The sequence below is a fragment of the Frondihabitans sp. Leaf304 genome, assembly GCF_001423105.1.
Taxonomy (GTDB): Bacteria; Actinomycetota; Actinomycetes; order Actinomycetales; family Microbacteriaceae; genus Frondihabitans.
Genome location: NZ_LMNV01000002.1, coordinates 1,044,123 through 1,066,446, shown reverse-complemented (window position 1 = coordinate 1,066,446; position 22,324 = coordinate 1,044,123). Strand labels below are relative to the sequence as shown.

Below are 22,324 nucleotides of genomic sequence, written 5' to 3'. Positions count from 1 at the left end.
AGGGCGCGTGGGGCCGCTGGTCGTCTTTTCTGGAGACTACTTGCCGTACTTGCTCGCTCGGCTCGTCGCGAGACGAGTCTGCACCTTGGTGCGGAGGCCGCCGAGGCCACCGTCGGTGAGGTAGAAGCGGGCGAGAGCGATATCGCGGCCGACACCGTGCCGGCGGTTCGCGATCGCGTGGAACTTCTCTTCGCTGGTCTGGGGCGAGCGACCGCGCGGGCTCCGGACGACGCTGCCGCGGGAGGCCCCGAGCGGCTCGCCGACCAGAGCGGCCCGGTCGGGAGCGACGTGGGGGTCGCGGCAGAACTCGACCAGCGGTGCAAGCGCGCGCTCCCAGGTGAACTCCTCGCGGATCCTGGAGACGTTCTTTCGGGCCTCGGCGATGGCCTCGTCGTCGTAGAGCATCGACTCGAGGGCGTTCGCGAGGGCGTCGACGTCGCGCTCGGGCACGGAGACGCCCATGCCCTCGGCGCCGACGAGGTCGCCGAAGCTATCGCCGCGCGTGGTGACGATGGGGAGGTTCGCCCACATGTAGTCGAGGATGCGGGTGCGGAACGAGAACGTCGTCTCGATGTGGTCGTAATGCGTCGAGACGCCGGCATCGGCCTCGAGCAGGTAGTTCTGGCGGTCGTCGAGCGCCACCCACTGCTCGTTGAAGAAGACGTTCTTGCCGCTGACCCCGAGCTGAGAGGCCAGCTCGCGGGTCTTCGACACGATCGCCATCTCGGGAACGTCGGGGTTCGGGTGCGCGACCCCCAGGAAGAACAGCCGCACGTCGGGGCGGCGCTCGGCCAGCTGGGCGATGGCCCGCACCAGGGTTTGGGTGTCGAACCAGTTGTAGATTCCGCCGCCCCAGATGACGACCTTGTCGGTCTCGGAGATTCCGGGAACGACGCCGCGGATCGCCTTGCGGGTCTTCTGCGGCGGCGTGCTGTCCATGCCGAAGGGGGCGATCGCGATGAGGTTCTCGAGGTTTTCGTCGGCCGCGTAGTTTTCCGGGTTGATCCGGCCGAGACCCGCGAGCTGGCCGAGCCAGAACAGGCGCTGCCGCTCGGAGGCGCAGAGGAAGAAGTCGCCGCGGAGCAGTTGCTCGTTGAGCACGTCGGTCGACGACTGCACCTGGTTCTTCCACTGGGCGAGACCCCATTCGCGGCCCTGCTCGAGCTGCTCGAGGTGCATCGGGTCGTAGAGGTCGGCGACCATGATCTTGTTGGAGTGCTTGAGCGTCGTGAAGTGGTGCAGGGCGTGACCCTGGAAGAAGATCACGTCGGCCCACTCCTCGTGGACCTTCATCTCGCGCTCGTTCTGGAGGCGGACTCGCTCGACCTCGAACTTGTCGGACTGGCGGTTGGCCACGTTCCAGGTGAGGAGGCGGACGTCGCTGTGCTCGGAGAGGGCCTCCGAGATCTTCCAGGCGCGCATGGCCGGCCCGGCCATCTTCTCGCCGATGGCATCGCCCGTGATCACCAGGATGTGGCGACGCTGGGTGTGCTCGACGATTCCGAAGGCATCGACGATCGAGTGCAGCCCGTCAAGGAAGTAGGAGTCGGAGAAGAGCGGCTTGAAGATGTCGCCGAAGAGGCGGAACAGGTCGCCGTCTGTGCGCTGACGCTGCGACTGCAGCTCGTCGCGGGTCTGCTGGAGCGACGGGAGCTCTTGCACGAACTGGTCGAGGGCGAAGAGGCCGGCGACCGTGTCTTTATTGACGGGGGTGTCGCGTTCGAACTCGTCGGCCGCGCCCGTGAACCGGCGGATGTCGAACATCTCGGAGTCGAGGCCGCTCTTGGCGACCGCGCGGCGAGCGAGCAGGGCGAGGGCCCCGGGCAGGAACTTGGCGAGGCTGTTGTCGTCGAGGTTCTTGAAGAGCAGGATCAGGGCGTTCCGCTCGAGCAGGTACATCTCGCGGTACTCGCCGAAGCTCTTCATCGAGCCGTGGTGCTTGTGGTAGACGACTGACTCGGGGGCGAAGCGCACCCGGTAGCCGAGCAGGTTGAGACGCCAGCCGAGGTCGACGTCGTCGTAGAACATGAAGAGGCGCTCGTCGAAGCCGCCGACCTCGTGGAAGATCGCCTTGCGCACGAAGAGCGCGCTGCCGGTGCCGAAGAGGATGTCGCGCGGGGTGTCGAATTCGCCGGTGTCGATCTCGGTGACGCGGTCTTTGTAGCCCATGCCGAACCAGGTGAGGCTGCCCTGGACGAAGTCGATCGCCTTGCCCTCCCAGTCGAGCACCTTCGAGCCGACGGCCGCGACCTTGGGGCTCACGGCGAACTGGCCGAGCGCGGCGCGGATCCAGTCGACCGACGGCTTGGCGTCGTTGTTGAGGAACGCGACGAACTCGCCGCGAGCCTTCTTCGCTCCGAGGTTCGACCCGCCGGTGAAGCCGAGGTTGTCGGGGGAGACGATCAGCGTGACGTTCTTCTGGTCGCCGAGGGCGGCGCGGAGACGGGTCTCGCTGTCGTCGCCGGAGCCGTTCTCGACGATCACGATCTCGAGCTGGTCGGTCGGCCAATCGACATCGTTGAGGCGGGCGACGCACTCGAGGGTGTCGTCGGTGCCTCGGAAATTGACGATGACGACGGAGACGACACTCGACGTGGATACTGACAAGGAGATGCTCCAACACGTTGGCGATAGGTGGTTCGGCCCCGGGAGGCGGTCTCACTATAGCCATGCGATCTTTCGAGTCGGTGGCGACCTCCTCAGGCTTGTGGAATACCTCACAGTCGTGTGAAAGATTCGATGTCGGGCAGACTTGGCGCATGCGCGCATCCGTCATCGTGGTCAACTGGCGGCAACCCGATCTGACACTCCGGGCGCTCGACGCCCTGGCTCGGCAGGTTCCCTCGCACGGCTTCGAGGTCGTGCTCGTCGAGAACGAGGCGAGGCCGGGCGGCACCGACGTCATCCGGCGGGCCCACCCCGAGGTGATCGTGGTCGAAGAGCCCACGAACTCCGGCTTTGCCGGGGGAGTGGCGCGGGGCATCGCGGCGGCGACCGGCGACGTGATCGTGCTCGTCAACAACGACGCCGTGCCGGATCCTGGATTCATCGCCGCGGGGCTCGCCGCCCTCGACGCCGCGGGGCCCACCTATGCGGCCGTGAGCGCGGCCGTGGTCCTTGAGGGGCTGTTCGCCTCGACCGGTAAGCCGGGCCCGCACACGCTCGCCGGTCTCGACGGCGCCCTCTGGGCGAGAACCGAGGATCCGACGCGCGGCACCGCCGTGATGAACGGCACCGGAATCGAGATGACGCGTGACGGCAACGGCTACGACCGTGACTGGCTCGCGCCGGCCGACGACGTCTCGTCGCGCTTTGACCCCTTCGGGTTCTCGGGTGGAGCGGCCTTTCTCCGTCGCGACGCGCTCGAAGCGGTCGGCGGATTCGACGACGACCTCTTCATGTATTACGAAGACCTGGATGTCTCGTGGCGATTTCGACTGGCCGGGCTCCGCATCGGCTTCGCTCCCGAGGCGCGGATCGTGCACCGGCATGCGGGTAGTTCGTCGAGCGGCTCGGAGCTCATTCGACGCCAGAGCATCCGCAATCGGCTCGCCGTCGTGCTGCGGAACGGGAGTGCGAGGTTTATTACTCGAGTCGTGCTTCGAACGCTCGCACGACTGGTACGAGACACGCTTACTCCCGATCAGGCCTATCTTTCGCGGGACGCGTGGCGCGGGGTGCTGCGCGAGCTGCCCGGGCTGGTGGCAGGGGCTCGACGCAAGCGGCGGGCGGACCGGATCCTCGGTTTGCGCCGCCGTGAGGTAGAGGACCTGCTCGGCTGACCCTTGGCGAATCCTGAGTGCGACCTTGGTGCGAGCCGAAGAATCGTCCCCCATCGCGCCCCTATCGGGGGACATTCCGGCCCTGGTGCATGTGACTCGTGTGACTTACGGTGGAGAAGTCGAGTGCTCGTGAGCACCCTCCACGCGGACGTTCGGGCGTCCACGATCAGCGTGGAACCGCCGATGGCGGCGGGTTCAGCGGGGTTCGATCCATAGCCAGATGCCACTCGGGAGGCACCCCTTTGCTTACGTACCCCACCGTCGCGTGCGCGACATCCGCGCGCGCCACGGCGCCGACGTCCGGCCGCCGACGATGACGGCCCCGCGCCGCGCCACCCTTCGGGCCGTGGTCGGGGTGACCGCCGCTGTCGCCATCGCCGCCTCGGGCGCGCTGCTCGGCACCGCTGCCGTCGCCGCGACCCCCACCCCGGCGCCGAGTGTCGCCGCCACGGCCCCGGCCGCTGCGAGCGGCGGCACCACCGCCGACGCTGCCGCGACCGCCGAGCCGACCCCGGCTTCGACCACCGAGCCGACCGCAGCCCCCGCCGCGCCGTCCTCGGGCGGCGCCACCTCCGACGCCGAAGCCAACGCGGCCGACGTGGTCGACGGCTCCGCCGCCGACACCGACCCGTCGCTCGCCGTTCAAGACGCCTCCGGCAACCACACGATGGGCTCGTCGCTCGCCGAGACCGAGGTCGCGCCGACCCAGCAGTTCCGGGTGCAGTCGAAGGCCGCGACGACGAAGTCCGTCTCGGGCGCCTCGTCGTCGAACATCAAGGGCATGGACGTCAGCGGCTGGCAGACCAGTGTCAACTGGGCCTCCAGCTACAAACAGGGCGCCCGCTTCGCCTACGTCAAGGCCACCGAGAACACCAGCTACAAGAGCTCTCTCTTCAGCTCGCAGTACAGCGGCGCGCGCAAGGCCGGCATGTACACGGGGGCGTATCACTTCGCGCACCCGGGCGAGACCTCGGGAGCCGCGCAGGCCGCCTACTTCGTGAACAACGGTGGTGGCTGGTCGGCCGATGGCAAGACCCTGCCGCCGCTCCTGGACCTCGAGGCGGGCTGTTGGGGCCTCAGCCAGGGTCAGATGATCTCGTGGATCAAGGCCTTCTCCGACAAGGTCAAGAGCATGACGGGCATCACCCCGGCCATCTACACCGGCTACTACTGGTGGCAAGACTGCACCGGCGGAAGCAAGGCGTTCAGCGCCAACAAGCTCATGATCGCGAACTACGGCCGCGAGCTGTCGCAGGGGCCGTTCGCCGTGCCGGCCAACTGGAGCGACTGGACCATCTGGCAGTACTCCTCCACCGGTCCGTTCGCCGGCGACTCGAGCGTCTTCAACGGCTCGGCCGCGGCGCTCAAGGGCTTCGTGCTCCCGTCGTCGCTCGTGGCGGCCGCTCATTCGCCGAAGGGTAACGTCGACCAGATCAGCACCGTGCCCGGTGGCATCCGGGTGCGGGGATGGACCCTCGACCCCGACAGCAAGGGTTCCATCACCACTCACATCTACGTCGGCTCCAAGGTCGTCTCCGTCAAGGCGAACAAGACCCGGAACGACGTGGCGGCCCAGTATCCGTCATGGGGCGCCGCGCACGGCTACGACACCGTCATTCCGGTGGCGAAGGCCAGTTACAAGGTGTGCGCCTACGGGATCAACGTCGGCACGGGCGGCAACACCCTGCTCGAGCCCTGCGTGACCAAGAAGTCGATGGGCCTCAACCCGGTCGGCGTCATCGACTCCGTCACCACCACGCCGACGACCGTGCGGGTCAAGGGCTGGTCGTTCGATGGCGGCACCGCGTCGTCGATCAAGGTCAAGGTCGCTGCTAACTCCGTCTCGAAGACCGTCACCGCCTCCGTCGCGCGCTCCGGGGTGGCCTCGGCCTACCCCGCCTACGGCGGCAAGCACGGTTTCGACGTCACGCTCACCGTTCCGCAGGGCACGCCCAAGGTCTGCGTCACCGGCGTGAACGTGGGCAGCGGGAAGAACGCGACCGTCGGATCCTGCGTCCGCGCCACAGTGAACAACCTGCCCCGGGGCAGCGTCGACAGAATCGTCGGCGGCAAGGGCACCGTGACCGTGTCGGGCTGGATGGTTGACATCGACACTCCCAAGACGGCCATCCGCGGCGCGCTGCACGTCGGCAAGATCCACTCCTACTTCGCGGCGGGAAACACCCGCAACGACGTCGGGCGCAAGTACCCGGCCTACGGGGCGAAGCACGGTTTCTCGTCGACCGTGAAGATTCCGAAGGGCAAGAAGCACGTCTGCGTGTACGGGATGGACTCCAGCAAGGGCAAGAACCCCGTGCTGAAGTGCGCCTACGTCACCGTGAAATGATCACCGCCGCACGACGCCTCGTCGCACTCGCCGTCGCCGCGAGTGCGGCGGCGGCGCTGCTCACCGGCATCCAGTTCGTCTCGGCGCCGAGCCCCGCCGAGGCGCTCTCCGGTTCGCAGTTCGATGCCGGAAACATCGTGAGCAACGCGGTCTTCTTCGACTCGGATGCTCTGAGCGAGGCGCAGATCCAGACGTTCCTCGCCGGTAAGAGCGGCACCTGCTCGAACACCCGGTGCCTCGACATCCTGACGACGACGACCACCAGCCGCGCCGCCGACGCCATGTGCGCCGCGTACGCGGGCGCGAAGAACGAGACCACCGCGCGCATCATCGCGAAGGTCGGCCGCGCCTGCGGCATCAACCCCGAGGTGCTGCTCGTCTCGCTGCAGAAGGAGCAGGGGCTCGTCACCTCCACCGCGCCCTCGACCTACGCCATCGATCGCGCAATGGGATACGCCTGCCCCGACACGGGCAGCGGCTGCGACCCGGCCTACGCCGGCATCTACAACCAGGTCTACCGCGCTGCCTGGCAGTTCAAGCGCTACGCGAACCCGGCCGGCACCTCCAAGTCGTTCACGACGTACACGCCCGGCACTACGGTCGCCGTGCGCTACAGCCCTAGCTCCCCCTGCGGGACCAAGAAGGTGACGATCGCGAACCAGGCGACCGCGAACCTTTACTACTACACGCCGTACACGCCGAACGCCGCGGCCCTCGCGAACCTCTCCGGCACCGGCGACAGCTGCTCCGCCTACGGCAACCGCAACTTCTGGGTCTACTTCTCGAACTGGTTCGGTTCGCCGACCGCGGGCACCCCCGCCAGCGGCACCCCCGCAGCCCCCGTGGCGACCACGACCGGGCACGTCGACAAGGCCGTCGGCGGTATCGGAACGATCACGCTCAGCGGGTGGGCCCTCGACCGCACGAGCACCGCGTCCATCTCGGTGTCGGTGGCTTATGGGGCGTCGACGAAGACGCTCGTCGCCTCGGCCGTGCGGGCCGACGTCGGCAAGGTGTACCCGGACTCCGGCTCGAAACACGGTTTCTCGACGACCCTGGCGGCGAGCCCCGGCAGCTACGACGTCTGCGTCACCGCGATCGGCGTCAACAAGGCCGCGAAGCTCGTCTCCTGCACGCCGGTCACGGTCGCCGACCCCTCGCCCTTCGGCGCGGTCGACGTGGTGCGAGCGGCGCCGGGCGGGATCCTCGTCTCCGGATGGGTCGCCGACCCCGAGACCACATCGTCGATACGGGCGCGGATCGCCGTCGACGGTAAGACGGTGCGCACGCTCACCGCGGCTAACTCGCGCCTCGACGTCGCCAAAGCCCACCCCGCGGTCGGAGCCCTTCACGGCTTCTCGACGGTCGTGCCCGCCACGGAGGGAGCGCGCCGGGTGTGCGTGACCGGCGTCAACACCGGACGAGGATCCGACACCCCCGTCGACGACTGCGCCACCGTCGCTGTCCTTTCGTCGTCGCCCCGCGGAACGATCGAGAAGGTCACCACCACGCTTCGAACGATCACCGTCTCGGGCTGGGCCATCGACGCCGACACGGCGAAGTCGATCGCCGTGTCGGTCGGGGTCGACGGTTCGCGTCTCGCCAAGGTCACCGCGTCGGCTGCGCGCCCGGGTGTCGCGACGTCGTACCCGGCCTACGGGGCCGCGCACGGCTTCTCGGCCACCGTCACGGTGAAGCCCGGCACGCACACGCTCTGCGTCGGCGGGATCAACCAGGCGGGCACTGCCGGCACGAGCGGGCACATCGCCCCCTGCCGCACGGTGACGACCGACACCAAGCCGAAGGGTGCACTCGACTCGGTCACGGTGTCGAAGAAGGCCGTCACGGCGAAGGGCTGGGCGTTCGACCCCGACTCGGTCGCAACCTCGATCAAGGTCGACGTCTACATCGACGGCAAGGGCTACCGGGTGCCGACGTCGGTCGCACGGGCCGACGTGGCGCGCGTCTACAAGCTGCCCGGAGCGCTACACGGGTACACGCTGACGAAGACCCTCGCGAAGGGCAAGCACACGATCTGCGCCTACGGCATCGGTGCCGACAAGGGCGCGAACACGAAGCTCGGGTGCAAGGCGGTCGTCGTCAAATAGTGCGGCCGGGCGCTCGATTGGCTCAGACCCGCACGATTGGGTCAGACCCGCATACTCGGCTCAGACCCGCTCGATCGGCTCAGACCCGCATACTCGGCATAAACAGCGCGCCTAGGAGGCGGGTTTTGGCCGGCTGTGCGGGTCTGTGCCCGTGTGGCGGGTCTGTGCCGATGTGGCGGGTCTGCAGGGACGCGATGGTGCAGCGCAACAGGCCCGGGTCGCGCCGGGGGTCAGCGGGTGCGGCTGGATCCTGTGTTCGCAGCGAGGTTCTGCCGCCACGAGCGCTTGCGGGCCGAGATCGTCGCGATCGCGACGAACAGCATCAATGTGCCCTCGAACAGCGGGTAGCTCTCGGCGATCGCGGTCACGGCGATGAGCAGCAGCACGAGCGCCGGCCAGGTGTACGCGACGATCGGGTGTGCCGACGCAGTCAGCCAGGAGCGGGTGAAAGCCAGCGCCCCGGCAGCGAGGAGCATGACGAGACCGGCGAGCCCGAGCTGGAACCAGGTGTCGAAGAACGCACCGAGCCCGGTCTCGGAGACACGGCCGCTCACATTCGTCAGAGTCGAGAACGGGAAGACCTCGGTTGGCCACTGACCGGCGAAGCCCCAGCCGACGAGACTGTGCAGCGAGATGAGCTCGCGGATCTTCGCCCAGAGCTGCAGCCGCACGTCGAGGTCGGAGGTCGCGCCGATCGCCGAGATGAGCCGACGCCTCGCGAGGTAGGCGAGTACGAGGCCGAGCACCACGAGGACCGCCAGGATCACCTGCAAGAGTGCGCGGCGCTCCGGCGGGCTTTGCCGGAGGCTCCGCAGCGCGATCGCGGCGATCACCAGCGCGAGGACGGCGATCGAGGTCACCGGCGAGCTGGCGAACGTCAGCGTCAGCAGGGCGAGCACCCCGGACGCGACCCCGACGCCGAGCGTGATCGACCGGGTGAACCACTCGACCGCGAACGTCACGAGAGCGAGCGCCGCCAGGAACCCCAGGTAGTTGCGGGTGCCGGCCACGCCCTGGATAGGCCCGCCCTCGGCCAGGTTGCCCTGAATACCGAGGATCGCGATCGGCTGATCGATCAGGATCCCGGAGAGCACTTCGAGAGACAAGGAGACAGTCAGCAGGATCCGCAGCGCATCGCCGGTGGCGCGGATCAGCTGAACCAGGTCGCGCCCGAGGGCCAGATACATGCCCAGCGCCCCGAAGGCGAGCGCGTAGATGACGCCGCCGATCGTGACCCAGGTGTACTGGCTCCAGAACGACGAGAGGAAGAAGTAGGCGAACAGCGCCATCAGCGACACCGGCAGGATGCCGTGCCATTCGATGTGGTGCCGAGCGCCGAAGAGCGACAACCCCGCCAGGAGCACCAGTGTGACCAGGATCGCGATCGAGCCGGGCCAACCGATCAGCGCCCGGACGGTGTGGATGCCGAGGGCATACAGCAGGATCGCGACGGTGAGCACCTGGCTGAACGATCCGCCGGCGGAGAAGCCGATCCATGCCGACAGGTAGCGACGCAGGGGGTCGCGGGTCGAGCCGGGCATGGTCACGCCCTCATTGTCTCAGGTACGCCGTGCCTGCAAATTCGAAGGAGATTCTGCGGGCGATGGGCCCGGATCCGCATGATCTCGTTGCGCGTGCGAGGTTTTTCCTTCCAATTCGGCAGCGGCCGCTGGGTTCAGCCACGACGAGGGATCAGTCGGCGGCGCGGACGACCGTGGCATCGGCGGGGACGACCGCCTCGCCGGGGCGCGTCCACCAGCGGAAGTTGTCGACCCGGGTGGCGTAGCTGACCAGCACGAGCAGCGCCCAACCCCACTCGACGTTGAGCCGCGACTCGCCGATCCCGTGCACGATCAGGATCGAGAGCAGCAGGAGCGGCAGCAGGTCGAGGGTGTTCCACGGGGCGGGCTTGCCGACGCCGAGCATGCGTCGATCGGTCGCCCACCACCACGAGCGCGCCGCGGCCGTGACCAGCACGCCGACGAAGAGCGTGAGGCCGATCCAGCCGAGCTGGAAGAACATGTCGAGGTAGGCGTTGTGCGCCTGCAGGTAGACGACGCCCTTGATCTTGGCGAGACCCTTGAACGGTTCGAGGTAGGGCTGCCACCAGCCGGTCCAGCCCCAGCCCACGACCGGGTGCTCGACCGCCAACTTATAGACCTTCGACCAGATGTAGCCGCGGCCCGTGAGGTCGCTGGTCTTGCCGAGCAGGCGGAGGAGGAGCCCCCAGCCGAGCGAGAGGGCGAGCGCCGCCACCCCGGCAAGCGCGAGAGCCAGGACGCCGACGAGCCAGCGTCGACGGAGGGGGACCCTCCGGGCGAGAACGGCGAAGCCGAGCACCACGGCCACGACCGCGAGGCAGGCGAGCACGGTCGACGACCGGGTCAGGGCGAGGGCGAGGATCGACGAGGCCAGGCCGTACCAGGCCGTGCGCCGGTCGATGACGCGGCCGTGAGCCTGGACGGCGGTGACCACGAGGGCGTACAGCGCGAAGATCGCCAGGAGGTTGCTGTTGCCGGGTAGCCCCTGGATCTGGCCACCGGAGAAGAGGGCGTCGCGAGTCCAGAAGAACGCGGCGGGGTGCGGGGGAGTGCAGTCGACGTAGATCGGGCAGAACGGCTGCCGGATGAACACCGCGACGACGAGCTCGAACACCAGCGAGAGCACGACGACCGTGCGCAGGGCGCGACCGAGGGCCTTCACGATGCCCGTCCACGACGTGGTCGCGACGATGGCGACGGGCGCGATCGTCGTCGCCAACTGAGTGCCGACGCCGAGCAGCGAGCCCACCCGGTACTCCGACCAGACGAGCGAGACGACCATCCACAGCAGCAGGAGTGTCAGAAGAGCGGGCACGCGCGAGAGGCGGGGCGGGTGACGCACCAGGATCACGACCGCCCACGCCACGAGCGCCGCGCAGACGACACCCCAGCCGGCCCAGTTGATCGAATTACGCAGCGGATCGCCGCCGAACAGCACGAGGAAAGCGGCGGTCGCGAAGGCGGTCCGCTCGGTCGCCGGCTTGGCGAGACTCGAGTCGACGCGAGGAAGTGGGCTAGCGACGGCCATGGCGGTAAGGCTAGTCGTTCAGCGCCGCCCTCTGCGGCGTTGGTACCGTGGTCGAACCGCCCGGTGGGCACGCTCGCGTCTGTGAAGACGAGGAGCCAGCGGATGCACCGCCATGAGAGCCACAAGAGGAAAGCCATGTTTCTAGCCATCACCAACGTTCCGCGCGACTACGCGTGGGGTTCGACGACGGCGATCTCGACGCTGCTCGGCCGCAAGCCGTCCGGCCGCCCGGAGGCCGAGCTGTGGCTCGGAGCCCACCCCGGTTCGCCGAGCGTCATCGTCAACCCGGCAGTCGTCGACGGAGCCGACACGCTGGCCGACTGGATCGCCGCGCAGCCCGATCGGACTCTAGGATCCGGGCGCCGCTCACTCCCCTTCTTGATGAAGGTGCTCGCCGCCGCCAAGCCCCTCTCGATCCAGGCGCACCCGACCCCGGAGCAGGCTCGTGACGGCTTCGAGCGCGAGAACCGCGCCGGCGTGCCGCTCCAGGCAAGCGAGCGCAACTACAAAGACCCCTTTCCGAAGCCCGAGATCATCTTCGCGCTGAGCGACACCTTCGACGCGCTGTGCGGCTTCCGAGCGCTCGCCGAGACCCGCGCCGACGTCGACGTGCTGGCCAGGGCCGGCGCGTCTGCTGGCGGTGCTGGGTCTGACGCCTTCGACGAGCTCCGCGCCCACCTCGCCGAGTCGCTCGAGGCGACCGTCGCCTGGCTCTTCGACGGTGAGGCCGCCGCCGGCACCGTCGCCGCGGTCGGTCATGCCGCAACCGCCGCCGTGGCCCACGAGTCGGAGTCGGGCGTGCCCGTGTCTGCGACCATCCACACCATCGCCGACCTCGCCGTCGAGTACCCGGGCGATCCGGGCGTCGTCGTCGCGCTTCTCCTCAACCGGGTCACGCTGCAGCGCGGAGAAGCGCTCTTCCTCCCCGCCGGCAACATCCACGCCTACCTCGGCGGCCTCGGCATCGAGCTCATGGCCCCGAGCGACAACGTGCTGCGCGGCGGACTGACCCCGAAGCACGTCGACGTGCCCGAGCTCCTCCGCGTGCTCGACTTCGACGAGCTCCCCCTGCCGTACCTGAAGCCCACCGAGGCCGGTGCCGGCGTCGAGCGCTTCGACCCGACCGGTGTCGGGTTCGCCCTGCTGCACGTGCAGCCCGGTGAGGCGGGTGCGGTCGTCCAGCTCGGCGGGCCGTCGATCGTGCTCGTGACCAGCGGAGAGCTGCACCTCAAGGGCCAGGACGGCAACATCAAGGTCGGAGCCGGCGAAGCGGTTTACGTCACGCCCGACGAGTGGCGCCTCGCCGTCACGGGGTCGGGCGAGGCGTTCGTGGCGACTGCCGCGTAGCGGACCGCGGCGTCGGGCTGGTAGCGGCCGGGCCGGATCCTGATCTCTGCACTGCTCTCTGGGCACAGCTGCTCGGTCTGCAAATTTGAAGGAAAAACGCGCGGCGGGCAACGGAGACATCAGGATCCGGCGGGGTCGGCTTCGCAAATCTCCTTCGAATTTGCAGCGGCCGCACGCCTACGACGCCAGCGCTGAGGCGAACGTCCGCCGGTACGCGGTCGGCGTCGTCTGCAGCACGCGCGCGAAGTGGTGCCGGAGCACAGCCGCCGACCCGAACCCGGTGGCCTGCGCGATCGACTCGAGCGTGTCGTCGGTCGCCTCGAGCAGCTGCTGAGCGCGCAGCAGTCGTTGCCGGTTGAGCCAGGCCCCGGGGGTCGTGCCCACGTCGGCGCGGAACCGTCTCGCGAACGTGCGCGGCGACATCAGCGCGCGCCGGGCGAGTTCGTCGACGGTGAGCTCGCGGTCGAGGTGCACGAGCATCCAGTCCATGACGCCCGCGAGTGAGTCGGAGCAGCGCTCGGTGATCGGCGCCGCGATGAACTGCGCCTGGCCGCCGTCGCGCTGCGCGGGCGTGACCATACGGCGGGCGATCGCGTTGGCCGGCCCGGCGCCGAGCTCGCGCCGCACGAGATGGAGGCACGCGTCGATCCCGGCCGAGGTGCCGGCGCTGGTCACGATCGAGCCCTCGTCGACGTAGAGCACGTCGGGGTCGACCGTGACGGCGGGGTACTTCGCTCGGAGCTCGTCGGCGTGCATCCAGTGGGTCGCCGCCCGTCGCCCGTCAAGCAACCCGGTCGCCGCCACGATGAAGGCTCCGCTGCAGATGCTGAGGATGGTCGTGCCGGCCGCGTGTGCCCGCCGGAGAAAGTCGAGGTAGGCCGGGTCGACGTCGCCCGTGCCGTGCGCCGGAACGACCACGAGGTCGACCCCCTCGGCCCGCTCCAGGCCGTCGTCGACGACGAGGTCGAAGCCGAGGCTCGTTCGAACCCGCCCCGGGTGCGCGGTCACGACCCGGAAGTCGAAGGCGGGGCCGCCCGTGTCGCGCCGGTCGATGCCGAAGACCTCGCACGCGACGCCGAACTCGAATGGCGGCAGACCTTCTACGGCGAGGACGGCGACGGAGCGGAGCATGGTGCCTCCAGGTTCATGTAGCGGGACGTGGCGGATTCTCGATGACACCACGAATCCTGCCACAGGACACCCCTCGTCCACAGCAAAGGATCCGATAGCTCGTCACGATAGGTTGGCCACCATGGCTTGGTTGGTTACCGGAGGATCCGGGTACATCGGTTCGCATGTAATTCGCGCGTTGGCAGGGGAGGGGCTGGATCCTGTGGTCCTCGACGATCTGTCGAGCGGAATCGAGTCGTTCGTGCCGGATGGCGTGCCGTTCGTGCGCGGGACGATCCTCGATCAGGCCCTGGTCGAGAAGACCATCGACGACTACGGGGTCACCGGCGTGATCCACGTCGCCGGCTACAAGTACGCCGGGGTCTCGGTTCAGCGGCCGCTGCACACCTACGAGCAGAACGTGACCGGCACGGCGGTGCTCCTCGCCGCGATGGCCGCCAAGGGAGTCGACCGGATCGTCTTCTCGTCGAGCGCCGCCGTCTACGGGGTGCCTCCGACCGACGTCGTCACCGAAGACACGCCGAAGTCGCCCGAGTCTCCGTACGGCGAGTCGAAGCTCATCGGCGAATGGTTGCTGCGCGACCAGGGCGTCGCGACCGGCCTGCGCCACACCAGCCTCCGCTACTTCAACGTGGTCGGGTCGGGTGAGCCCTCGCTCTACGACGCGAGCCCGCACAACCTCTTCCCGCTGGTGTTCCAGGCTCTCCTCGACGGCCGGGTGCCCAAGATCTTCGGCGACGACTACGCCACCCCCGACGGCACCTGCGTGCGCGACTACGTGCACGTCTCCGACCTCGCTCTCTCGCACGCCGTCGCGGCGCGCAAGCTCGACGCGGGCGAGACTCTCGAGCCCGCCTACAACCTCGGTTCGGGCGACGGCTCGAGCGTGAAGCAGATCATGGACGCCATGGCCGAGGGAACCGGCATCGACTTCGAGCCCGAGATCGCCACGCGCCGCGCCGGGGACCCCGACCGGATCGTGGCCGAGGGCGTGCTCGCGGGCAGCGACCTCGACTGGAAGATGCGCCACACGCTGCTCGAGATGGTGGAGAGCGCCTGGGCGGCACGTCAGGCGGCCGAGTAGCGGCGGCTGTTGGGCTTGGCGGCTGGGGGCTGGCGGCTCCTAGCTCGCAGCCCGATCGGCTCGCGCGCGCTGCAAACCAGATCGCAGCCACGCGAAAGTGCCGAATTCGGCGCCGACAGGCCAATCAGACGCCCGTTTGGGCACTCCCGCGGGCAACCCCGGCGGCCTCGCAGACGTACCCCGGCGTGTCCCCGCAAAGGCGGATCGCGACACGCCCGAGACTCAAATGACCCTCATTCAGCGGTCGAGCCTTTTATGATGCTCGACTTGACGTACCCCTAGTTACACCGGTGTAATTACGTTGTTGCGACCAACCGGGAAGCAGCAGCACCGAGGGGAGATGCGCAGTGGCCATTCACAATGGGGCACACGACTTCGAGTCGCCTGACCAGCGGCACCCCGACGCCCAGCGTCACCTCGACAGCCAGCGACACCTCGAGGCAGCGGCCGACGAGCTCCTCGCCGGAGGGCGTGCGTCAGGCTCGATCGTTCCTGACAACTGGCACATCGACCCGGTTCAGCTCGGCGTTCCCGGCGTTCGTCGTCCCGTCGTCGACGAAGAAGAGAACCCCCTCGCCTGGCAGGCCGACTCTCTCTGCGCCCAGACCGACCCCGAGGCCTTCTTCCCCGAAAAGGGCGGATCGACCCGCGACGCCAAGAAGATCTGCGCCACCTGCGACGTCAAGTCGCAGTGCCTCGAGTACGCCCTGCAGAACGACGAGCGCTTCGGCATCTGGGGCGGCCTCTCCGAGCGCGAGCGTCGCAAACTCCGCAAGCGCGCGTAACCACACGCCGCGGTTGCAGAACCGTACCTATGAATCGCTGCGGCGCGCCCACCGGGTGCGCCGTCTCGCGTTTCCGGGCTCGTAGAGTCTCACCGTCATGCAGCCGAGAGTCACAGCGATCCTCGTCGCCCCCAGCGGAGCGACCACCCTCGACCGAACCCTCGAGGGACTGTCGCGTCAAAGTCGTCCGCCCGAGGCGCTCGTCGTCGTCGATGCCGGTGGCGAAGGATCCGCGGCAGGTCGCCTAGCCCTTAGTGGCGCGGCGCAGGTGACGCAGGCAAAGGGCGTCGACACGATCGGCGCCGGGGTCGCCCACGCGCTGCGGGTGGTGGGCCCGGCATCGGCCGAGTCGAGCGACGAGTGGCTCTGGATCCTCGGGGCCGACAACGCTCCGGAACCCCGCGCGCTCGAGTATCTGATGGCGACGGTCGAGGTCGCACCGTCGGTGGCGGTGGCCGGACCGAAGCTCATGCGGGCCGACGAACCGGGGGTCATCTCGGAGTTCGGCGAGACGGTCACGCGATTCGGCTCCTCGATCGCGCTCGTCGCGGGTGAGCTCGACCAGGGGCAGCGTGATTCGCGCACCGACGTGCTCGCGGTGGCCGCCGGCGGCATGCTCGTGCGGAGATCGGTCTGGGAGGCGCTTGGCGGATTCGACCCGGCGCTGCCGCACGTCGACTCGTCTCTTGACTTCTCGACCCGCGCGCGTCTCGCCGGGCACCGTGTCGTGCTCGTTCCGACCGCCCGGGTGCTCTCGGACGGCCACCCCGAAGACTTCGGCCGGAAGCCCGGCGGTCACGCCCGCCGCGCACGACTCCAGAGGGCCGCTCAGCTGCATCGCCGCCTCGTCTACGCGCCCACCGTCGCGCTGCCGTTCCACTGGCTGAGCCTCGTTCCACTCGCACTGTTCCGATCGATCTGGCAGTTGCTCGTCAAGAACCCCGGAGCCGTGATCGGCGAGTTCCGCACCGCGTTCGGCACCGCGTTCGGTCGTTCTCACATTCGCCAGGCGCGGGTCAACTTCGCCCGGACGAAGAAGGTGCCGTGGCGGACGCTCCGTCCCCTGCGGGCCACGTTCTCCGATCTGCGTGAGCGGCGCATTAACGAGCGCGACGCCCAGCTGGCCGGCATCGAGGACTCGACCGAGCCGCGCGCGAGCTTCATCGGGTCCGGTGGGCTGTGGATCACCGTTCTGGTCGCCGTCGTCGGAGTGGTCTCGTTCTTCGCGCTCCTCGGCTCGCCGGCCGTCACCGGGGGAGGCCTGCTGCCCGTCAGCACCACCGTGTCGTCGCTCTGGCACTCGGTCGGATTCGGCTGGCATGAGATCGGCACCGGCTTCGTCGGGCCTGCCGACCCGTTCGCGGGAATCGTGGCCGTGCTCGGCAGCATCACGTTCTGGTCGCCGTCGACCGGCATCGTCCTCTTCTACTTCGCGGCCCTGCCGCTGTCGGCTGTCGGTGCCTGGCTCGCCGCCCGCCGCATCACCCACCGCTCCTGGGTGCCCACGGTCGCGGCCCTCGTCTACGCCGTCTCGCCTCCCGTGCTCGCCGCCCTGCAGGCGGGCCGCCTCGGCGCGGTGGTGACGCACGCCCTGTTGCCGTTCCTCGTGCTCGCGATGATCAAGTCGCACAGCCGGTGGTCGTCGGGAGCCGCTGCATCGATCCTCTTCGCCGTGATCGCCGCCGCGACCCCCTCGCTCATTCCGGCCCTCGTGATCGGCTGGCTCGGGTCGATCGCGGCGCGGCCCCGCGGCACACACCGCATGCTGGCGATCCCGCTCCCCGCCATCGCGCTGTTCGTGCCCCTGGCGATCGCGCAGGTCTCGCGCGGCACCTGGTGGGCGATCTTCGCCGATCCGGGCGCTCCGACGCGTGCCGAGGCGGCTTCACCCCTTCAGCTGGCCCTCGGCTCACCCGAGACCGGCCTGAACGGCTGGACCGACCTCGTCGCCCAGCTCGGTATCACCGGCTCGACCATGGCGATCGTCGTGGTCGTGGCCCTGCTGCCCCTCGGCCTTCTCGCGATCGTCTCGGTGTTCCTCCCCACCCGTGGACGGGCGGTCGCCTGCCTCGCTCTCGCACTCGTCGGCTACCTCACCGCGGTGGCGGCGACGCACCTGCAGATCACCGGCGTGGGCAGCTCCACCACCGGGGTCTGGGCCGGAGCCGGCCTCAGCCTCTACTTCGTCGGAATGGTCGGAGCCGCCGCGGTGAGCCTTGACCGCATTCCCCGCTTCACACCGCCCCTCGGATTCCTGTTCGCCGTGCTCGGCATCGCCGCCTCGTTCCCGCTCATCATCGGGATGGTGCTGCAGACCTCCGCGATCGAGGCGTCGAGCGGCCGGATCCTGTCGGCCTACGTCACCGCCGAGGCCGTCGCCAAGCCCGACGTGGGCACTCTCGTGCTCACCCCGCAGCCCGATGGCTCCCTCGCGGTCTCGCTCGAGCGCGGCCAGGGTGAAACGCTCGATCAGCAGTCGACCCTCGACTCGACGCAGCAGCAGCTCTCGTCGACGAGCCGCGACCTCACCACTCTCGCGGGCAACCTGGTGAGCCGCAGCGGTTACGACCCGGCCCCGGTCCTCCGCGAACTCGGTGTGGGCTTCGTGCTCCTTCGCGACAGCCGGGGTGACGACGCCCGAGCGGCGCTGTCGCAGCGGGCGAAGGAGGCGCTGGACGGAGAAGCGGTGTTCCTGCCCGTCGGCGACACCACGAGCGGCCAGCTGTGGCGCTACGTCGATGCGACCGAGCGCGGAGCGAACCACCCGGGCGACTCGATCGTGCGGCCGATCGTGCTCGGATCCTGGGCTCTGATCTTCGGGTCGGCGCTGCTGCTCGCCATTCCGACGACGCCACGGCGACGCCGGGTGCGCACGGGTGCCCCCGAGTCCGAGCAACCCGCCACGACCTTCGACGAGGAGCGAGATGAGTAAGCGTTCGATGGTCTCCGCAGGTGTCCGCACCGGCGTCGGGGTGGTCGCCGTTGCTATTGGCGCGGCAGTGGTCGCGGGAGCGACGCTGCTGCCGCTGCCGACGCTGAGTGAGACGCCGGCCGGCAGGGTCGTCACGCCCGTCGCGCTCGATCAGCAGCGGGTCTGTGCCGGATCCTTGCTTCAGTTGAATGGCGACTCGGGTGCGTCGGCGACGTCGGTCACCGCCGGGTCGGCCGCCCGCACCGTCACCGCCGCCGGATCAGCAGGTTCGGGTGCGGTGCAGAAGCCCACGACCGACTCTCTCAAAGGATCCGACGGCGCGGCCTCCAAGCCCCTCCTGGTGACTGCAGAGGCGAAGGGGTCGACCACGGTTCCCGCCGTCGCGGCGGCACAGAGCGCGGCCTCGTCGACGTCGGCCCTTAAGGGTTTCGCCGCCTCGCCCTGCGCCGAGCCGACCTCGTCGACGTGGCTCGTCGGCGGATCGACCGAGACCGGCCGCACCAGCCTCATCAACTTGGTCAACGCCTCCGACGTCAACTCGACCGTCGACCTCGCGGTCTACGGCGAAGACGGCAAGGTCGAAGGACCGGGGCTGACCGGCATCGTCGTCGCCCCCGGTAGCCAGAAGGTCGTGCCCCTGTCGGGGTTCGCGACGGGCCTGGCCTCGCCGGTCGTGCATGTCGTGAGCCGAGGCGGGCAGATCTCGTCGAGCCTGCAGGTCAGCGTCGTTCGAACCCTCGAGGCCGGCGGCCTCGACACCGTCAGCGCCTCCGCGTCGCCCTCGCGGTCGGTGACCGTTCCCGGCGTCATCGTGCACAGCGACAACGCTCTGCAGACGGCGACGGGCAAAGACGGCTACGGCGATCTGCTCCCGATCCTCCGCACCTACGTGCCCGGCTCTGTGAACGCCCGCATCGCCATCGAGATGCGCACCGCCGACGGCACGGGCGCGACGTTCTCGGTCACGGCGCAGGCGGGGGAGGTGACCGACATTCCCCTCGACGGCTTGGCGACCGGTCAGTACACCGCCTTCGTCTCGTCGAACGTGCCCGTCGTGGCCGGAACTCGCACGTCGACGCTGGCGCGTGACGGTGACATCGACCTCGCCTGGGCGGGGGCTGCTCCGTCGCTAAGCGGCTCCACGCTGTTCGCCGTTCCGGCGGGGCCTTCTCCGCGGCTGGTCGTCGCCAACCCCACCTCGAAGGTGGTCAGCGCGACGTTGTCGGTACGCGGCAAGAGCGCCAAGAAGCTGCAGGTTCCGTCGGGCGGTTCGGTCGCGGTGGCGCTCTCGCCCGACGCGGTCGCGTCGCTCTCCAAGGCGGACGGACTGCGCGCGGGCGTCAGCTTCAGCTCGTCGAGCCAGGTCGCGTCGTACGCGCTCTTCTCGCCCACCGCCGTGTCGACGCCGGTGACGGTCTACCCGTAGCGCTGGCTGCGTTGAGACGCGAGACTCCACGAATGGCCGGTAGAGCGGGGTCACCATGGGCAATTCGTGGAGTCTCGGCGATCAGCGGCGAGCGGCGTCTAGCGGACGAGAGGCCGGGGAGCGGGCGGCGCTAACGGTCGCGATAGCGGTCGGGTGCCAGCTCCCAGGGATCCTTGCCGAGAAAATCGCCGACCGCCCGAAACACGTAGCCCTCGACGAGCATCCGGTGCTGCCACGGGTCGTCGCCGACCGAGCGGGTCTCGTGGGGACGCGCGAGTCGTTCGATGGGTAAACGGTAGAGAAGGATCCGCCGCCTCACCACATCCACACGCCACCGATCGAGGCGGGGTGCTCCCGCTGAGCCGGGCGCCCTTGACCGTTCGTCTGCCGTCAGCTCGGCCGTCACTCCGGCCGGCAACCCGGCCACTTCGAACACGACCCCCTCGAGATCGTCGGGCCAGAGCTCGCGAAGATACTGGGCGGCGGAGGCGACGATGTCGTCGAAACGATCGATGCGCGTCTCGAGAAAGGGGAGGTGCGGGCCGGCGACCGAGGAACGCGGGCCGCGGCCGTGGCGATCACGGAATCCGGATCGGCCGCTGACGCGCGCACTTCGGGATCGAGCCATTCGCTCATGGTAGTCGCGCCTCGGGGAATCCTCCGTCTCTCGGGTTAGGGTGACTCGAGATGAACGCGCGACCCTGCAGCAAGGCCACCTGCCGTGACGAGGCGGTGGCTACTCTCACGTACGACTACGGCGATTCGATGGCCGTCGTCGGCCCGTTGTCGATGGTCGTGGAGCCTCACGGATACGACCTGTGCGCCCGTCATGCCGAGAGCCTGTCGGCCCCGCAGGGGTGGCAGGTCGTCCGCCATGTAGTTTTGGGGCATGACTTCTGACTCGCCCGTTGACCTCACCGCCTTCGTCAAGACGTACGACGTGCGAGGTCTCGTCGGATCGCAGCTGACCCCCGAGGTCGTCGAGGCCTTCGGCGCCGCCTTTGCCGACGAGATCGGCGGCGACGCCACCGAGATCGTGGTCGGGCACGACATGCGCGACTCGTCGCCCGAATTCGCCGACGCCTTCGGTCGCGGAGCCACCGCTCGCGGTGCCAACATCACCCTGCTCGGTCTCTGCTCGACCGACGAGACGTACTTCGCCTCCGGGTCGCGCAACGCCCCGGCCGCCATGTTCACGGCGAGCCACAACCCCGCGACCTACAACGGCATCAAGTTCTCTCGCGCGGGTGCCCAGGGCATCTCGCTCGACACCGGCCTGTCGTCGATCCGAGATCGTGCCTCGGCGTTCCTCGCCAACGGCATCGACGCGGCCCCGACCCCGGGTTCCGTCACGCCCTTCGATGCTCTGCCGTCGTACGCTGCGTACCTCCGCTCGCTCGTCGACCTCGCGAAGATCCGACCGATCACGATCGTCGTCGACGCCGGCAACGGAATGGGCGGGCTCACCGTCCCGGCCGTCCTCGGCACCGCCGCCGGGCTCCCCGAGCTGCCGATCACGATCATCCCGCTCTACTTCGAACTCGACGGCACGTTCCCCAACCACGAGGCCAACCCGCTCGAGCCGTCGAACCTCGTCGACCTGCAGAAGGCCGTCGTCGAGCACGGAGCCGACCTCGGTCTCGCTTTCGACGGTGACGCCGACCGCTGCTTCGTCGTCGACGAGAAGGGCGACGCGGTCACGCCTTCGGCCGTCGCTGCCATTGTCGCCGTGCGTGAGATCGCCCGCGTTCACGCGGCATCGCCCGACGAGCACATCAGCGTGATCCACAACCTCATCACCTCGCGCGCCGTGCCCGAGGCGATCGAGGCCGCGGGTGCCACCCCGGTGCGCACCCGGGTCGGCCACTCGCTCATCAAAGACGAGATGAAGGCCACCGGCGCCATCTTCGGCGGCGAGCACTCCGCGCACTACTACTTCCGCGACTTCTGGGGTGCCGACAACGGCATGCTCGCGGCCCTGCACGTGCTGGCCGAGTTCGGGTCGGGCTCGACGCCTCTCTCCGAGCTCACCGACCACTACACGCCCTATGCCGCATCCGGCGAGATCAACTCGACCGTGACCGACGTGCCGGCGGCCTACGCCCGGATCGTCGAGGCCTACACGGGTAGCGGCGAGTTCGACGAGCTCGACGGCCTGACCGTCTCGGGCACGTTCGACACCGGCGAGTTCTGGTGGTTCAACGTGCGGCCGTCCAACACCGAGCCGCTGCTTCGCCTGAACGCCGAGGCGGCGACGCCGGGTGGCATGGTGCAGGTGCGCGACGCCGTTCTGGCGCTGATCCGGGCCTAGCT

At 69.0% G+C, this 22,324-nt stretch carries 15 protein-coding genes; 10 read left to right on the top strand and 5 right to left on the bottom strand.

The window, feature by feature from the left end; genetic code table 11:
- Window positions 1–36 precede the first annotated feature (36 nt).
- Window positions 37–2,607, bottom strand: a complete 2,571-nt coding sequence (locus ASF54_RS04775; RefSeq protein WP_055959391.1) for a glycosyltransferase — start codon at window positions 2,605–2,607, stop codon at window positions 37–39.
- Window positions 2,608–2,759: 152 nt separating this feature from the next.
- Between ASF54_RS04775 and ASF54_RS04770 the strand changes: the two genes are divergently transcribed.
- From ASF54_RS04770 to ASF54_RS04760, 3 genes are all read left to right on the top strand, one after another.
- Window positions 2,760–3,782: a glycosyltransferase family 2 protein gene (locus ASF54_RS04770; RefSeq protein WP_055959390.1), complete on the top strand. Its 1,023-nt coding sequence runs from the start codon at window positions 2,760–2,762 to the stop codon at window positions 3,780–3,782.
- 265 nt (window positions 3,783–4,047) lie between these two features.
- On the top strand, window positions 4,048–6,129 hold the full coding sequence (locus ASF54_RS04765) for a GH25 family lysozyme (RefSeq protein WP_055959387.1): 2,082 nt from the start codon (window positions 4,048–4,050) through the stop codon (window positions 6,127–6,129).
- Window positions 6,126–8,237 carry a hypothetical protein gene (locus tag ASF54_RS04760; protein ID WP_055959384.1) on the top strand — a complete coding sequence of 704 codons (2,112 nt, stop codon included), beginning with the start codon at window positions 6,126–6,128 and terminating at the stop codon, window positions 8,235–8,237. The genes ASF54_RS04765 and ASF54_RS04760 overlap by 4 nt, the downstream gene beginning before the upstream one ends.
- 230 nt (window positions 8,238–8,467) lie before the next feature.
- Here ASF54_RS04760 and ASF54_RS04755 read toward each other — a convergent pair whose 3' ends face one another.
- Window positions 8,468–9,784: a hypothetical protein gene (locus tag ASF54_RS04755; protein WP_055959382.1), complete on the bottom strand. Its 1,317-nt coding sequence runs from the start codon at window positions 9,782–9,784 to the stop codon at window positions 8,468–8,470.
- A 145-nt stretch (window positions 9,785–9,929) separates the two neighbouring features.
- Window positions 9,930–11,306: an O-antigen ligase family protein gene (locus ASF54_RS04750; RefSeq protein WP_055959380.1), complete on the bottom strand. Its 1,377-nt coding sequence runs from the start codon at window positions 11,304–11,306 to the stop codon at window positions 9,930–9,932.
- Between the two features lie 135 nt (window positions 11,307–11,441).
- Here ASF54_RS04750 and manA point away from each other — a divergent pair, with 135 nt between their 5' ends.
- Window positions 11,442–12,653 (top strand): mannose-6-phosphate isomerase, class I, encoded by a 1,212-nt coding sequence (manA, locus tag ASF54_RS04745; RefSeq protein WP_055959378.1) that lies wholly within the window; start codon window positions 11,442–11,444, stop codon window positions 12,651–12,653.
- Between the two features lie 177 nt (window positions 12,654–12,830).
- Here manA and ASF54_RS04740 read toward each other — a convergent pair whose 3' ends face one another.
- The gene (locus ASF54_RS04740; protein ID WP_055959376.1) at window positions 12,831–13,784 is read right to left on the bottom strand and encodes a GlxA family transcriptional regulator; all 954 of its coding nucleotides are present in this window, start codon (window positions 13,782–13,784) and stop codon (window positions 12,831–12,833) included.
- A gap of 121 nt (window positions 13,785–13,905) precedes the next feature.
- Here ASF54_RS04740 and galE point away from each other — a divergent pair, with 121 nt between their 5' ends.
- The 4 genes from galE (at window position 13,906) to ASF54_RS04720 (ending at window position 20,011) form a co-directional block, all read left to right on the top strand.
- Window positions 13,906–14,868, top strand: a complete 963-nt coding sequence (gene galE / locus ASF54_RS04735) for a UDP-glucose 4-epimerase GalE (RefSeq protein WP_055959375.1) — start codon at window positions 13,906–13,908, stop codon at window positions 14,866–14,868.
- A 506-nt stretch (window positions 14,869–15,374) separates the two neighbouring features.
- On the top strand, window positions 15,375–15,653 hold the full coding sequence (locus ASF54_RS16740) for a WhiB family transcriptional regulator (RefSeq protein ID WP_055962080.1): 279 nt from the start codon (window positions 15,375–15,377) through the stop codon (window positions 15,651–15,653).
- 97 nt (window positions 15,654–15,750) lie between these two features.
- On the top strand, window positions 15,751–18,585 hold the full coding sequence (locus ASF54_RS04725) for a glycosyltransferase family 2 protein (protein ID WP_055959373.1): 2,835 nt from the start codon (window positions 15,751–15,753) through the stop codon (window positions 18,583–18,585).
- Window positions 18,578–20,011, top strand: a complete 1,434-nt coding sequence (locus tag ASF54_RS04720) for a DUF5719 family protein (protein ID WP_157510028.1) — start codon at window positions 18,578–18,580, stop codon at window positions 20,009–20,011. The genes ASF54_RS04725 and ASF54_RS04720 overlap by 8 nt, the downstream gene beginning before the upstream one ends.
- 130 nt (window positions 20,012–20,141) lie before the next feature.
- Here the strand turns inward: ASF54_RS04720 and ASF54_RS04715 are convergent, their stop codons facing one another.
- On the bottom strand, window positions 20,142–20,639 hold the full coding sequence (locus ASF54_RS04715; protein WP_055959369.1) for a metallopeptidase family protein: 498 nt from the start codon (window positions 20,637–20,639) through the stop codon (window positions 20,142–20,144).
- A gap of 59 nt (window positions 20,640–20,698) precedes the next feature.
- On the opposite strand from ASF54_RS04715, the gene ASF54_RS04710 reads away from it, so the two are divergent.
- Entirely contained in the window at window positions 20,699–20,911 is a 213-nt protein-coding gene (locus tag ASF54_RS04710) for a DUF3499 family protein (protein WP_055959367.1), read from the top strand.
- Window positions 20,901–22,322 carry a phosphomannomutase/phosphoglucomutase gene (locus ASF54_RS04705; protein WP_055959365.1) on the top strand — a complete coding sequence of 474 codons (1,422 nt, stop codon included), beginning with the start codon at window positions 20,901–20,903 and terminating at the stop codon, window positions 22,320–22,322. The genes ASF54_RS04710 and ASF54_RS04705 overlap by 11 nt, the downstream gene beginning before the upstream one ends.
- Window positions 22,323–22,324: the final 2 nt, after the last annotated feature.

Coding starts and splice junctions, on each gene's coding strand:
- ASF54_RS04770 (WP_055959390.1), top strand. CDS start 2,760: ATGCGCGCATCCGTCATCGTGGTCAACTGGCGGCAACCCGATCTGACA.
- ASF54_RS04760 (WP_055959384.1), top strand. CDS start 6,126: ATGATCACCGCCGCACGACGCCTCGTCGCACTCGCCGTCGCCGCGAGT.
- ASF54_RS04750 (WP_055959380.1), bottom strand. CDS start 11,306: ATGGCCGTCGCTAGCCCACTTCCTCGCGTCGACTCGAGTCTCGCCAAG.
- manA (WP_055959378.1), top strand. CDS start 11,442: ATGTTTCTAGCCATCACCAACGTTCCGCGCGACTACGCGTGGGGTTCG.
- ASF54_RS04740 (WP_055959376.1), bottom strand. CDS start 13,784: ATGCTCCGCTCCGTCGCCGTCCTCGCCGTAGAAGGTCTGCCGCCATTC.
- galE (WP_055959375.1), top strand. CDS start 13,906: ATGGCTTGGTTGGTTACCGGAGGATCCGGGTACATCGGTTCGCATGTA.
- ASF54_RS04725 (WP_055959373.1), top strand. CDS start 15,751: ATGCAGCCGAGAGTCACAGCGATCCTCGTCGCCCCCAGCGGAGCGACC.
- ASF54_RS04720 (WP_157510028.1), top strand. CDS start 18,578: ATGAGTAAGCGTTCGATGGTCTCCGCAGGTGTCCGCACCGGCGTCGGG.
- ASF54_RS04715 (WP_055959369.1), bottom strand. CDS start 20,639: ATGGCTCGATCCCGAAGTGCGCGCGTCAGCGGCCGATCCGGATTCCGT.
- ASF54_RS04710 (WP_055959367.1), top strand. CDS start 20,699: ATGAACGCGCGACCCTGCAGCAAGGCCACCTGCCGTGACGAGGCGGTG.
- ASF54_RS04705 (WP_055959365.1), top strand. CDS start 20,901: ATGACTTCTGACTCGCCCGTTGACCTCACCGCCTTCGTCAAGACGTAC.